Origin of the sequence: Tunturibacter psychrotolerans (assembly GCF_040359615.1) — a bacterium.
Taxonomy (GTDB): Bacteria; Acidobacteriota; Terriglobia; order Terriglobales; family Acidobacteriaceae; genus Edaphobacter; species Edaphobacter psychrotolerans.
Map to the genome: position 1 here is coordinate 3,805,153 of NZ_CP132942.1, position 14,514 is coordinate 3,819,666.

At 61.6% G+C, this 14,514-nt stretch carries 10 protein-coding genes; 8 read left to right on the forward strand and 2 right to left on the reverse strand.

From position 1 onward, the window contains the following. Nucleotides 1-63 precede the first annotated feature (63 nt). From RBB77_RS15820 to RBB77_RS15830, 3 genes are all read left to right on the forward strand, one after another. On the forward strand, nt 64-1,026 hold the full coding sequence (locus tag RBB77_RS15820; RefSeq protein WP_353062705.1) for an alpha/beta fold hydrolase: 963 nt from the start codon (nt 64-66) through the stop codon (nt 1,024-1,026). Between the two features lie 141 nt (nt 1,027-1,167). Next, the gene (locus tag RBB77_RS15825) at nt 1,168-2,421 is read left to right on the forward strand and encodes a PP2C family protein-serine/threonine phosphatase (protein WP_353062706.1); all 1,254 of its coding nucleotides are present in this window, start codon (nt 1,168-1,170) and stop codon (nt 2,419-2,421) included. Nucleotides 2,422-2,479: 58 nt separating this feature from the next. Then, entirely contained in the window at nt 2,480-4,054 is a 1,575-nt protein-coding gene (locus tag RBB77_RS15830; protein WP_353062707.1) for an FAD-dependent monooxygenase, read from the forward strand. Between the two features lie 41 nt (nt 4,055-4,095). On the opposite strand, the gene RBB77_RS15835 is transcribed toward RBB77_RS15830, so the two are convergent. Then, nucleotides 4,096-4,824 carry a M15 family metallopeptidase gene (locus RBB77_RS15835; protein ID WP_353062708.1) on the reverse strand — a complete coding sequence of 243 codons (729 nt, stop codon included), beginning with the start codon at nt 4,822-4,824 and terminating at the stop codon, nt 4,096-4,098. Between the two features lie 190 nt (nt 4,825-5,014). On the opposite strand from RBB77_RS15835, the gene RBB77_RS15840 reads away from it, so the two are divergent. From RBB77_RS15840 to RBB77_RS15855, 4 genes are all read left to right on the forward strand, one after another. Beyond that, nucleotides 5,015-6,082: a 1,9-bis(guanidino)-5-aza-nonane synthase gene (locus RBB77_RS15840; protein WP_353062709.1), complete on the forward strand. Its 1,068-nt coding sequence runs from the start codon at nt 5,015-5,017 to the stop codon at nt 6,080-6,082. Nucleotides 6,083-6,389: 307 nt separating this feature from the next. Further along, nucleotides 6,390-8,093: an ATP-binding response regulator gene (locus RBB77_RS15845; protein WP_353062710.1), complete on the forward strand. Its 1,704-nt coding sequence runs from the start codon at nt 6,390-6,392 to the stop codon at nt 8,091-8,093. A gap of 66 nt (nt 8,094-8,159) precedes the next feature. Further along, nucleotides 8,160-8,534, forward strand: a complete 375-nt coding sequence (locus tag RBB77_RS15850; protein WP_353062711.1) for a response regulator — start codon at nt 8,160-8,162, stop codon at nt 8,532-8,534. A gap of 219 nt (nt 8,535-8,753) precedes the next feature. Next, nucleotides 8,754-9,086, forward strand: a complete 333-nt coding sequence (locus tag RBB77_RS15855; protein ID WP_353062712.1) for an Hpt domain-containing protein — start codon at nt 8,754-8,756, stop codon at nt 9,084-9,086. 113 nt (nt 9,087-9,199) lie between these two features. On the opposite strand, the gene RBB77_RS15860 is transcribed toward RBB77_RS15855, so the two are convergent. After that, nucleotides 9,200-12,541 carry a DNRLRE domain-containing protein gene (locus tag RBB77_RS15860; protein ID WP_353062713.1) on the reverse strand — a complete coding sequence of 1,114 codons (3,342 nt, stop codon included), beginning with the start codon at nt 12,539-12,541 and terminating at the stop codon, nt 9,200-9,202. A gap of 313 nt (nt 12,542-12,854) precedes the next feature. Here RBB77_RS15860 and pgm point away from each other — a divergent pair, with 313 nt between their 5' ends. Next, entirely contained in the window at nt 12,855-14,510 is a 1,656-nt protein-coding gene (gene pgm / locus RBB77_RS15865; protein WP_353062714.1) for a phosphoglucomutase (alpha-D-glucose-1,6-bisphosphate-dependent), read from the forward strand. Nucleotides 14,511-14,514: the final 4 nt, after the last annotated feature.

Genomic DNA, 14,514 nt, shown 5'->3' on the forward strand with positions numbered 1-14,514 from the left:
AAACACTGGCATCCAGGCCCCGACCGCGGCACACTCAAGTCAAGAAACGATTAGGAGCCAATCATGACCTCTCCCACTCAAACCGCCTCCTGCACCGCTCTCCGCCTCCTTGCGCTCCTCTTCCTGCTCGCCGCTCTCCTCTTACTGCGCCAACCGCTCTTCGGCCAATCCACCCCGGCAAAGCCCGCCACCCAGACCATCACCACCGCCCCCACCCGCTTCTCCGTCGTCATCGAAGGCGCACCCCGCGGCACCGCCTCCGACGTCCTCCTCCTCCCAGGCCTGGCCAGCTCCCGCGACGTCTACGCCGCCGAAGGCAAGCTCCTCACCGCGAAGTACCGCCTTCACCTCGTTCAACTCGCAGGCTTCGCCGGCGAACCCGCAGGCCCCAACGCCACCGGCCCCATCCTCTCCCCCGTAGTCGAGCAGCTCCACCAATACATCGCCGAAAATCACCTCCAGCCGATCCCTGTCATCGGCCACTCCATGGGCGGCCTCCTTGCCCTCATGCTCGCCCAGGCCCACCCCGAAGACGTCAGCAAGCTCCTCATCATCGACACCCTCCCCTACTACGGCCTCGTCTTCAACCCCGCCGCCACGGTCGACACCGTCCGTCCCCAGGCCCTCGAAATGCACGACCAGTTCATCGCTATGCCCAACGACCAATTCGCCGCCACCCAACCCCTCTACACCAATCGCATGGTCAAAGACCCCGAAGGCCAACGCCAGGTCTCTGCCTCCTCCCTCGCCTCCGACCGCACTGTCTTCGCCAACGCCATGCTCGAAGACCTCAGCACCGACCTCCGCTCCCAACTCTCCACCATCAAAACCCCGATGACCCTCCTCTATCCCTACGAAGCAGCGCAAGGTCCCGTCGAACAGGTCACAGCCCTCTACACCACCGCCTACGCCACCAAGCCCAATCTCCAACCCATCCGCATCGACGACTCCCGCCACTTCATCATGTACGACCAGCCCGCCGCCTTCGACAAAGCCGTCCAGGCCTTCCTCCAATCCAAGCCTTGATCGATGCCCAAGCCGGGTCTGAGACAATCCACCTAAATCCAATTACCATCGGAGCGATGATCGACCGCAGTTCCGCAGAAGCAACCAGGGTCTGACCTCAACCAGTCGTCCGCCGACCAAAATCCGTTCAAGGAAGATCCGTTGAAACCCAGCACCGCAAGCCTCGTGACCGCCCCCTCCCTGATCGCCGAAACGGGATACCGCGACTGCCCCGAGTGCATCTACCTGCGCGTCTTCAAATCCACGATCTACGTCCGCAATCACGACCTGAGCCTCAAGTTCTACGTCGACCAGCTAGGCTTCAGCGTCGTCGCAGACGCTCGTTACGACTTCGACGGCCGCTGGGTTGCCATCGCGCCGCCCGACGGTTCCACGGTCCTGGCCCTCATCGCCCCCCGGCCCGGAACTGAAAACTACAAACTCATCGGGCGCAACACGCAGGTAGGCTTCCTCTCCGAAGACATCAACGCCACGTACGAGCAATGGCGCAGCCGCGGCGTTCGCTTTCACCATCCTCCCCAGCAGACCCTCTTCGGAGGCACAGTCGCCGGGTTCTACGACATCGACGGAAACTCCTTCGAACTTCTCGGCTCCGATCAGATCACTCGCGAGATCGAACGCCAGCGACGCCAGGCAGCCGAACGCATCGAGGCGGAGCGCCGCAGCGCGCAGGAGCTGGAAATCGCCAAGCAGGTACAGGCACGCCTCTTCCCCCAGACCCTACCACCGCTCAAAACCCTCGACTACGCTGGCATCTGCATCCAGGCTCGCCACGTAGGCGGCGACTACTACGACTTCCTGGCACTCGGCAATCAGCGTCTCGGCCTTGTCATCGGAGACATCGCCGGCAAAGGCATCGCCGCCGCCCTCCTCATGGCAAACCTGCAAGCCAACTTGCGCAGCCAGTTCGCCCTCGCCCGCGACGAACCCCAGCTCTTTCTTCAATCCGTCAACCGCCTCTTCTTCCAGAACACCACCGACAGCGCCTACGCCACCGTCTTCTTCGCCGACTACGACGACACCACAGGGTGTCTCCGCTACGCCAACTGCGGCCACCTCTGTGCCATCCTGCTCCGCGACAAAGGAAAGGTCGAGCTCCTCCATCCCACCGCAACCGTCCTCGGTCTCTTCGAGGAGTGGCACTCCCCCACCGTCGACTGCCAGCTCTCTCCCGGCGACATCTTCGCCCTCTACACCGATGGCGTGACCGAAGCCTTCAACGAGTCGGAAGAGGAGTTCGGCGAAGACCGCCTCATCGCCGCGCTCCAACGAAACGCTCACCTTGCACCTGCGGAGATCCTCTCCGCCACCATCGACGTGATCCAGCAATTCAGCCCGCACGAGCAGCACGACGACATCACCCTTATCGTCGCGAAATGCACCGCTGCACACTAGGCCAAACGCCATTTTGCAGTGCTAGCAAGGAGGGAACATCCTCCTCGATCAACCGTAGATGACAGAAGAGATTCTTTACACGGAGAAATATCAATTGGCTTACGACGTAGTAATTGCTGGCGCCGGACCGGTAGGTCTCTTCCTCGCCTTTGAACTTGGGCTGGCAGGAACATCAGTGCTCGTCCTCGAGCGAATGGAAGATCCGCACTCGCCGCTCAAAGAAGGCTGGATGGGAATGCGCGGACTGAACTTTCCCTCCGTCGACGCATTCTATCGGCGAGGAATGCTGAAAGACGTACGCGAATCCTCGCTTGCGTGGATGGACCCCACGAGGCTAGGCTTCGCATTGAACGCGCAGGCAAACACCTCCGCGCCCGCGCAGCGCTTTGCCGGCCACTTCGCTGGCATCATGCTCGATGCGAAAAAGATCGACCTCTCCAGCCAACCATATCTCGTGCAGGGCCCGTCCGCCGCCGGAGGCCTGGCCTCCCTTGAAGGACTTGAAGAGGTGCTGGCGGAGCATGCCCTGAAACTCGGCGTTGAAGTGAAGCGAGGCATGCCAGTCACAGACTTCACTGAATCCGAAGATGGTGTGACTGTTCATGCAGGCAACGAGTCGTTCCAATGCAAATGGCTCGTCGGTTGCGACGGTGGCCGCAGCACAATTCGAAAGGTAGCAGGCTTCGAATTCGCAGGCACCGACCCCGAGTTCACCGGCTACAGCGCATGGGCCGAGCTCGCCGACCCTGAAAAGCTGCAACTCGGCTTTAATCTCACACCCCATGGCATGTACGTGAATGGCCCTGGCCCCGGTCGCATTGGACTCGTCGACTTCGACAATGCCGCGTTCGATCGCGAGCAGGAGATCACACTCGAATCCCTGCAGGCCATTCTTCGCCGAGTCTCAAACACCGACGTAACGATCAAGACGCTGCACGTGGCCACCAGCTACACCGACCGCGCGCGTCAGGCGACGACCTACAGAAAAGGCCGTGTGCTACTTGCCGGCGATGCCGCGCACATCCACTCACCGCTCGGAGGCCAGGGACTCAACACCGGCCTCGGCGACGCCATGAATCTGGGCTGGAAACTAGCCGCAACCATCAAGGGATGGGCTCCCGAAGATTTGCTCGACACCTACACCGCAGAGCGTCATCCCGTCGGAGCCTGGGCTCTCAACTGGACACGCGCGCAGGTCGCCATCATGCGCCCAGACCCTCACGCTCAAGCCATTACCAGTGTCATCCGCGATCTCATCAACACAAAGGATGGAACGACCTACTTCGCCGAAAAGATCTCCGGCATCCTGCTGCGATACGACCTTCCCGGCGACCATCCCCTCATCGGCCGCAGCGCACCCGACCTCGAGTTTGAGGACGGCTCGCGCCTCGGCCCGATCCTGAGGGACGGAAGCGGACTTCTGCTCGACCTGTCAGCCAAGGAAGAACTGAGCACGCTGGGCAGAAGATGGAACGGGCGTCTGAAATACGTGCGCGCCCAGGCGAAAGATAACAAAGGCCTCGCAGCCTTGCTCCTGAGACCTGACGGTTTCGTAGCATGGGCCGCAGACGCGGATCCGAACCTGACAGCTCTGGAAGAAACGATCCATCGCTGGTTCGGTGACCCAGCCTGAAACACAAGTGTCGGCAACCCCCTGGTGGAGCAGCGTGATCCCTAGTGGCCGAGATCTTCAAACTTCACATTCAGGATCGGATACTGTCTCCAATCCTTGTAATCGAAGTGCCACCACTCGGTGGGGTTCACCTCAAACCCCTGCTTCTTCATCGCCTCGCGTAGAAGGGCACGGTGAGCGCGTTCCTCAACCGTGCCACCGGAATAGTAGGCATACGCGCGACCAGTCATCTCGTCATATCCACTAGGCATCGTCACCTCTTTGCCCGTTGCCAGATCGTACAAAGTGAGATCCACTGCGCATCCGCGATTATGTTTAGAGCCCGTAGCTGGATCGGCGACAAACATCCTCTTGTCCCGGGGCGTCGCGTCCCAGAACATCTTCGTGACATACCACGGACGATAGCCGTCGTAGAGGATCAGGCCATATCCGCGAATCTTGAGCTCGGCCGCAGCTCGGAGCAACGCTTCGGCTGCCGGTCTCTGAAGAAAGGTCCGCGCCTCGGTATACACCGGAGTACTAAGAAAATTGTCTGCCGTTGCGTACCGCACATCGAGCTTGATCGTGGAATCGAGTTTGACCAACTCCACCAGATCGGGTGCGCGAAAGCTCCCGTGCTCCCTTGGTGGCTGCGCCGTGAGCGCCCTTTCCCGCAGCTCCTGTACGGGATGCAGCGGCGTGATACGGAAACTCGCCTCTTGCGCGAATCCGGCTTGCAACAGCAGAACCAGTCCACAAAGATAGATCAGGCTGTTTCGTAAAGATCTCATCGTAGCTAATCATCACGCATCGTTGCACTGAAACGAAGCAGAAATAAGCAGTTAGCGCAGCCCAGCCGGCAGTTTGATCAGGAAATGCACCGCGCACAGTCAACCCACCGGCCTGGCTTCGTCGCCCATTGTTAAATTCACATAAAACCCGCGCCAATCCAGACCAAAACATTGATATCCTTGTAGAGCTATGCCGACAAAAAAAGAACTTCTCGCCCGCCCCATCCAGCACCTCGACATCAAACAACATAACGTCGTACCCCTGGTTGAGGCGATGGGCCACATGGCCTACTCCGCGCGTGACACCCACCGCGCCGCCAACATCTACGACATGATGCTCCGCGACACCGACTGCGGCGTCATCCTCTGCCTTGCCGGCTCGCTCATCTCCGCCGGCCTCCAAAAGATCTTCGTCGACCTCATCCGCAACAACATGGTCGACGCCATCGTCTCCACCGGCGCCAACATCGTCGATCAGGACTTCTTCGAAGCCCTCGGCTTCAACCACTACGTCGCTGGCGACGAGTACAAGTACGGCGCAGGTGACGCCGAGCTCCGCGACCTCATGATCGATCGCATCTACGACACCTTCATCGACGAAGAAGAGCTCCGCATCTGCGACGAGACCACCCACCAGATCACCAACTCCCTCGATCCCAAGCCCCACAGCTCCCGCGAGTTCATCCGCGAGATGGGCGCCTACCTCTCGAAGAACGGCAAGACTCCACAAGCTGGAGGCCGCGACTCCATCGTCCTCGCCGCCTACGAGAAGAACGTCCCCATCTTCTGTCCCGCCTTCTCCGATTGCTCCGCAGGCTTCGGCCTCGTCGCCCACCAGCACGCTCGCCAGGGCAAGCCCATGGTCTCCATCGACTCCGCCAAGGACTTCTACGAGATCACCCAGCTCAAAATCGCCAACCCCACCACCGGCCTGCTCATGATCGGCGGCGGCGTCCCCAAGAACTTCGCACAGGACATCGTCGTAGCCGCCGACATCCTCGGCGTCGAAGCCTCCATGCACAAGTACGCCATCCAGATCACCGTAGCCGACGCCCGCGACGGCGCCCTATCCGGTTCTACCCTCAAAGAGGCCTCCAGCTGGGGCAAAGTCGACCTAACCTACGAGCAGATGGTCTTCTCGGAAGCCACCCTCGCTCTCCCCCTGATTACCGGTTATGCCTTCCACAAGAACGCCCAGGCCGCCCGAAAAGGCAAGAAATGGGCCAGTATCCTCGACCAGGTTGCAGTAACCGCTTAAACCCCAAAAAACCCGCGAAAAGCCGCCTTTTCTCCGGAAAACGCGGCCTTTTTTGCGCCTAAGTGCTTTCCCTCCAATGTTGTCATCTCTGATAACCCACGGAGGTGTTATTCCCACTAACACGATTTTTCTGTCATCCTCAGCCTGAAATCAGAATATTTCCGTACCGGATCGGGGTTCACTGAACATTTCGACCGAGCCCTCATCCAAACTGCGCTTTGACACGTACGTGATATAAGTTTTCCAACGGTCACCAAAATTTGTTACCGACAAGTTGATATGCAGTTACCATAGGTTACCGGAAAAAATGCACATCCTTCCTCTACTTGGCTATCTCTCGCTCCTCACAACCTCCGCAATTTTGCTCTTCGCTTTTCTGCGCGTCCAACGTATCAACCGCGATCTCTCCGATCAGCTGAGCCAGGCCCGCGAGCAGCAGCATCAGCACACTCTTCAGCTCACGCACCGCTCCGAACTCGACACCCTCAAAGACGAGTTCATCTCCACCGTCTCGCACGAGCTGCGCACTCCCCTCACCAGCATTCGCGGCGCACTCGGTCTCCTCTCCTCCGGCATCATCGGCGACGTAGACGCCAAAGCACTCAACCTCCTCCGCATCGCCGTCACCAACACCGACCGCCTCATCCGCCTCATTAATGACATCCTCGACCTTGAGCGCATGGAGTCCGGTCGCGCTCCCCTGCAGATTCGCCGCTGCTCCCTGCGCGATCTAGCCCAGCAGGCCATCGACACCATGACGCCTATGGCCGACGCGAACACCGTTCATCTCGCGCTCGAGCCCTCCACCGTTGCCCAGGCCGCCTATCCCGAGGCCCTCTTCTTCGACGGCGACGCCGACCGCATCCTCCAGGTCCTAACCAACCTTCTCTCCAACGCCATCAAGTTCTCTCCCGCCGCCTCCACGATCCGCATTCACACAGAGGCCGCCTCCGACTCCATCCTCCTCAAAGTCGTCGACGAAGGCCGCGGCATCCCCTCCGACAAGCTCGACACCATCTTCGACCGCTTCCAGCAGATCGAACCCTCCGACGCCCGCCAGAAAGGTGGCACCGGCCTCGGCCTCGCCATCTGCCGCAGCATCGTCCAGCAGCACAGCGGCTCCATCTGGGCTCAGCGCAACCTTGGCCCCGGAACCACGCTCTACATGATGCTTCCCCGCACCAGCCGCGCGTCTGATGTCGCCGTCCCCTCTCAGCTTCCGCCACGTGGCGAAGGAGCCATCCTGGTCTGCGACGACGACGCCGGCATCCGCACCGTCGTCTCCGAACACCTCACTCGCCAGGGCTACACCGTCGTCGAAGCCAACTCCGGCGAACAGGCCCTCGTCCTCGCAGCCGAACATCAAGTCGAAGCGATCCTCCTCGACCTCTACATGCCCGGCCTCAGCGGTTGGGAGACTCTCCAACGCCTCCGCAACAACCCCGTCACAGCCAACATCCCGGTCGTGGTCCTCAGCGTTCTCTCCTCCACCCTCCGCCCCCAACTCACCGGCGACGCCCAGGGCTGGGTGCAGAAGCCATTCAACGAAAATCTTCTCTTCGCAGAACTAGGCCGAGTTCTCCACCAGGGCGAAGGCCCCGCCTACGTCCTCCTCGTCGAAGACGATGAAGACCTCGCCAGTGTCCTCGCCGCCAGCTTCCATGACGCCGCCGTCCACATCGATCACGCGGCCACCCGCCAGCAGGCTATCCGCCAGTGCATCACCCGGCCACCCGACCTTCTCATTCTCGACCTCACCCTCCCCGACGGCGATGGTTTCTCGCTCGTCGAGTGGCTCCGCCAGCAGCCCACCCTGCGCACCATGCCGCTGGTCGTCTACTCTGGCCGAGAAATCTCCGAAACCGAAATGGCCAAACTCCGCCTCGGCCCCACCGAATTCCTAACCAAGGCCAAGGTCCAGCCCCAGGAGGTCGAAGAGCTCGTGCTCTCCATGGTCCACCGCCTCCGCACCAAGTTCTCTGACCTCGCCGCCGCCGGCCCAGCCGCGTAAGTCCCCGAGCCAGGAAGCCAGCAAGACAACTCCGCTAACTCACGTTGCATGAGAGAATGGCCTCTCATGCGACGCATACTCATCATTGACGACGAAGATGACATTCGCGAAGTAGCTGCTCTGTCCCTCGAAGCCACCGCAGGCTGGCAGATCCTCACCGCCAGCTCCGGCGCCGAAGGCATCGACATCGCCTCCGCCGAACAACCCGACGCTATCCTGATGGACGTCATGATGCCCGGCGTTGACGGCCCCACCACCTTCGCCAGAATGCAGCAGACTCCTGCCATCGCCCACATCCCCGTCCTGCTCCTCACCGCAAAAGTTCAGGGAGTCGATCAGAGGCGTTTCGCAGGCCTCGGCCTTGCGGGAATCCTCTTCAAGCCCTTCGATCCCCTCACCCTCGCCGAGCAGATCTCTACCGCCCTCGGCTGGAAAGACTAGCCGAATCGACAGTTTGGTTTCCCAAAATCATCAAACGATGGTGGCTATGCCCTTCGGCCCGAAGCGCAGCGAAATACAAGCAATCCGTTACCTCTGGTGCAATCAGGTGACATTCACTCTCCCCAGTTGCACGATCAGCAGTAAACTACCCGCATAGTCTCTAGGTAGTCGGCCTCCCCGGCGAATCGCCTCGCCAGAGCCAATCCACATGAAGAAAATATGAAGAAAACCGAGACGAAAAAAAACGACCAGATCGACAACGTCCTCGCCACCCTATGGGAGAAAAATCTCCCCACTCTGCGTGAACGTCTCGACCTGCTCGACCGCACCGCCTCCATCGCCGCCTCCGGCGCACTCCCCGAAGCTCCACGCCTCGAAGCCTACAACATCGCGCACAAGCTCACCGGCTCTCTCGGCATGTTCGGCTACCAGCAAGGCACCGACATCGCCCGCAAGATCGAGCACATCCTCAAAGCACCCACACCGGCTCAACTCACCACCCTCACCACGCTCGCAAAAGACCTCCGCACCTCACTCGCCGCTGGCCTCTGAAAATCTCCACGCCGACCAACGGAAGGTCCGGAGCAAATCCCCCACCAAGAAAGTACACAAGTCACGAAGTGACCGCCCCACGCGCAGTGGCCCGTCCGGCAGGATGCCCCACCTCAATTACAAACCAGTGCCACCCACATCGACGAATCCGTCCCGCTAGCGCCCGTCACCGTAAAATCCACAAAGTTCCCCGCCACTACTGCCACATTCCCGTTCACCGTACAAGCCCCTCCCGGAGCCACAGTACAGACCAGCGAAGTATTCGCCATATTCCCAGGCGTCCCCTGCCGCAGAATCACATTTACCGTATTTGTCTGACGCGAAAACGCACTCAGCTGCGTAGCCGTGCATCCCGCTGGAACCCACGTCAAAACAGAATCGCTCTCCGTAGTCGCATCCACCGCACTGTTCACCGAGTGAAACAGCAGATTGAACGACACCGAGTGGAAGATCGAAGCAAACGGAATCCCACTCGTCCCTCCACCACCTCCACCTCCGCCTGTGCCATTCGCGCCCGCAGCACCCTGTGGAATCGTGAAGTTCAACACCGCCGCGCTCCCCGTCCCAACATTGCTCACACTAGCCTGCGTCCCCGCTGCGCCCGTCGTCACCGTCCCCACGCTCACCGAAGCCGTCGCACCAGCAGGCCCCGTCGCACCGGTACTTCCGTTCTGCGCCAGCACTGCCCACACCGACGGAAAGATATCCGGCTCCGAGCCCGTCGACCCCGTGGTCGCCAGGTAGGTCGATCCGCTGAAGCTGACCACATCATTCGTATGGTAAGCAACCGCAGCACCCCAAGCCCCGCGAAACGTCACTCCCACCGCACCCGCTGATCCAGTCGGACCCGCAACTCCCTGAAGACCCTGCGCGCCCACCGTCCCCTGAGCACCAGTCGCACCTGTCGCTCCCGCGGCTCCAGCCGCACCCTGCGCCGCCAGCACACCCCACACCGACGGGCTTACATTCGGAGTGTTCCCCTGATTGCTCGCTACCAGCGAGATGTAACTCGACCCCAAAAAACTCACCGCATCATTCAATCCATAGTTCGTGCTCGAAGAGTAGCTCCCCCGATAAACCAACCCCGCCGGCCCCGCCACCCCAGCCGGTCCAGCAACTCCCTGTGGCCCCGCGGGCCCCGTAGCCCCAGTCAAACCCGTCGGTCCCGCCGCCCCCGTAGCTCCGGTCGGCCCCGCAGGCCCCTGCGCTCCCGGAAACCCCGTCGGCCCCTGCAAGCCGGTAGCACCGGTGGCCCCCACTGGTCCTTGCCCTCCAGCCTGCGCCAACACGCCCCAAAACGTCGGACTCACATCCGGCTCTCTCCCACCATTCGCCACCAGCGCAATGTAACTCGATCCGCCAAAACTCACCGCACTGCCCACCTGATAGCTTGTCCCCACCAGCCATCCACCCAAAAAGCTCACGGGAGGCCCCTGAGTTCCCGTCGCGCCCGCCGCTCCACCAGGGCCCGTCGGACCAGCCGGTCCAGCAGATCCCGCCACACCAGCAGGCCCCGCGATACCCTGCGCAGCCAACACGGCCCACTGCGCCGGGCTTAGAGAAGGCGTATTCCCAACATTCCCCGCTACCAACGAAACATACGTCGAACCATCGAAGCTCACCGCATCATGCAGCCCATAGTTCGTCGACGAAACATAGTTCCCTGTGAAGTTCGCCACCGGCGGCCCTTGCGGCCCAGTCGCTCCCGTCGCCCCCTGCGCTCCCGCCGCACCCGCAGCCCCTGCTGGACCCTGCAAACCCTGCGGACCAGTTGGCCCGGCTGGCCCTTGTGCACCCTGCGACCCTGTCGCAAACAAAGACCATTGTGCAGGGCTCAAGCTCGGAGTATTCCCAACGTTATTCGCCACCAACGACACATACGCCGACCCATTGAACAGCACCCCGTCCGCCAACGCATAGTTCACCGCCGACGAATAGGTCCCCCGAAACGTCATGCCCACCGGTCCCGCAGGCCCCTCAGGACCCATCGGCCCACTCAACCCCTGCGCCCCCGTAGCACCGGCCAACCCCTGCGCCCCCGCCTGCCCGGGGATCCCCTGCAATCCCTGAGGCCCCTGTGGCCCATTCGGCCCCACCGACCCCGGCGATCCCTGCAGACCGACGACTCCCTGCGGCCCCTGCGCTCCCGTCGCACCCGTCGGCCCCTGCGCCGTCAGAACGCCCCACTGCCCCGGACTCAAGCTGGGAGTATTCCCATGATTCCCGTTCAGCAGCGAAGCATAGCTCGCCCCCTGGAACAGCACCACATCCCCCAACGCATAGTTCGTCGTCGAAGCGTAGCTCCCCTGGTACACCAACCCCGGCAGCCCCGGCGCGCCCGCCGCACCCGTAACCCCCGTCGGACCCGCACCCCCAGTCGGCCCAGCCGGTCCAGTCAACCCTTGCAAACCCTGTGCTCCAGTGGCTCCGGGAGGCCCCTGAATCCCCACCGCTCCCAACGCCAGCACGCCCCAATCCCCCGGACTGAGCCCCGGCGTATTCCCATGGTTCGCCACAATCAGCGAGACATAGCTCGAACCCTGATACGTCACCACATCATTCAGCGCATAGTTCGTCGCCGAAGCATACGTTCCCTCATACGCCAGCCCACCCGTACCACTACCAGATCCCGTACCCGTACCACCCTGAGCCAGCACTGACCACTGCGCCGCCACTCCAGGCGTATTCCCCCGATTCTCCCCGGTCAACGAAACAAAGCTCGACCCCTGATACGTCACCACATCATTCAGCGCATAGGTCGAACCCGCCGCATAAGCCCCCTGAAAGCTCAACCCAGGCGCCCCCGCAGGTCCAACCGGCCCCGTCCCACCTGCAGCCCCCGCAGGTCCAACCGGTCCCTGTGGCCCCGCAGGCCCGGTAGCTCCAGTCACCCCACCGGAAGCCAGCGCCACATCCAGCACAGCCGCATGGCCTGTCAGATCATTCTCTTTGCTATCGAACTGCAACACCGCCGCTCCCGCCGTCAGCGCCACCCCATTATTCGTCGACGGAGAACTAATCCATCCCTGCACTAGCCCCGTCACATCCACCGCAACATAAGCCCCAGCCTGCCCCACCGACACGGTCTGCGTCGCACTCCCCAGCGCCGGCAGCGACCCATACGTCACGCTGTACTCGCCCCAACTCCCGTTCACCGACTGCACACTCACCAGCCCGGCAGTATCCATCCGGTTGCAATACAGCCTCAGCGTCGCCCGTGACACCTGCGCCGCCGTAGTCCCCGTCGGCAGCGTCGACAAATCAAACTGCAACAGCGCCGTATACCCGCCGCCCACATTCAAATTCGAGATCGCACCACTATTCACCGCCGGCCGCGCGCTGTTCACATGAGCGTCTGCCACCAGTGTCGCCTCCACCGCGAACACCGGCAAAGCCGCGGCCCACAACCCCGCAAGCCCAACCCCGTGCAGCAAAATCCGTCGTACCAGGCCCATCCAACCCCTCATGGACAGGCCCCGCGCACTCAGCGAACGAAACCAGCCATTGTTCAACGATCAAAACTCAGCGGCGCACGTCGAAGGCAGCCAGTAGCAGCCCAGCAGTGTTCCAAATCAAAACACACAACCCGGATCATTCCCGTTTTAGGCTAACCGCACCCAAAATACAAGCATCTTCCGCTGCGACTTCAGTGTCATCGCAAATCCTCCCAACCTCCGGGCGCGGCATTCACTTCCCACACCACACGCATCCCATATAGTGTCAAAGGTCATAACAAATCAAAGCCACCCAGAGAGGGACACCAACGGCATGAGCAACCATCCAACTCAGACCCCCAACCAGCCCGGCCATCTTCCTCTCCCAGCCAACCTGGTTAACCTCTCCCGCCTCATCACCGCCTACTACACCCTCCACCCCGACCCCGCCATCCCCGCACAGCGCGTAGCCTTCGGAACCTCCGGCCATCGCGGCAGCGCCTTCAACACCGCCTTCAACGAAGACCACATCGCCGCCATCACCCAGGCCATAGTCGACTACCGTCGCGACCAGCGCACAACCGGCCCGCTCTTCCTGGCGCAAGACACCCACGCCCTCTCCGAGCCCGCCTTCGCCACCGCCCTCGAGGTCCTCGCCGCCAACAACATCGAAGTCATGGTCGACACCGACCTCGCCTACACCCCCACCCCCGCGCTCTCCCACGCCATCCTCACCTACAACGCGAAGCACAAAGATCATCAATCAGACGGCATCGTCATCACCCCCTCCCACAACCCACCCGAGGACGGCGGCTTCAAGTACAACCCACCCAACGGCGGCCCCGCCGACACCACCGCCACCAAGTGGATCGAGAACCGAGCCAACGAAATCATCGCCGCGGGCCTAACCGCCGTAAAAAAAATCCCCTACACCAAAGCCCTCAACGCATCGACCACCCACCGCCACGACTACATCACCTCCTACGTCGACGACCTCGCCAACGTCATCGACTTCGACTGCCTCAAAGGCACCACCCTCAAGCTAGCCGTCGACCCTCTCGGCGGAGCCGGCGTCCACTACTGGCCCCGCATCGCCGATAAGTATCATCTTCCGTTACAAATCCTAAACCCCAACGTCGACGCCACCTTCCGCTTCATGACCTGTGACTGGGACGGCCGCATCCGCATGGACTGCTCCAGCCCCTACGCCATGGCCAGCATGATCGCCAACAAAGAAAAGTACGACGTAGCCTTCGCCGCCGACACTGACCACGATCGCCACGGCGTCGTCACCCGCACCACCGGCCTCCTCAACCCCAACCACTATCTCTCCGTCTCCATCCAATACCTCTTCACCAGCCGCCACGACTGGTCCGACAAAGTCGGCATCGGCAAAACCCTCGTCTCCTCCTCCATCATCGACCGCGTCGCCAAAGGCCTCCAACGCCCCATGCTCGAAGTCCCCGTAGGCTTCAAGTGGTTCGTCGATGGCCTCATCGACGGCACCCTCGGCTTCGTCGGCGAAGAGTCCGCCGGTTCCACCTTCCTCCGCCGCAACGGCCAGGTCTGGACCACCGACAAAGACGGCCTCATTCCCGGCCTCCTCGCCGCCGAGATGACCGCTCGCACCGGCAAAGATCCCGGCCAGCTCTACGCCGAAATCACCGCCAAATACGGCAACCCCGTCTACGAGCGCATCGACGCCGCAGCCACCAAAGATCAAAAAGCAAAACTAGCCAAACTCTCCCCCGCACAAGTCACAGCAAAGCAGCTAGCCGGCGAGCCCATCACCGCCATCCTCACCGAAGCCCCCGGCAACCACGCCCCCATCGGCGGCCTCAAAGTCTCCACCGAAAACGGCTGGTTCGCCGCCCGCCCCTCCGGCACCGAAGACGTCTACAAGATCTACGCCGAAAGCTTCAAAGGCAAAGACCACCTAAAACAAATCCAAACCGAAGCCCAATCGCTCGTCACCACCGCCATCTCCTGATCAA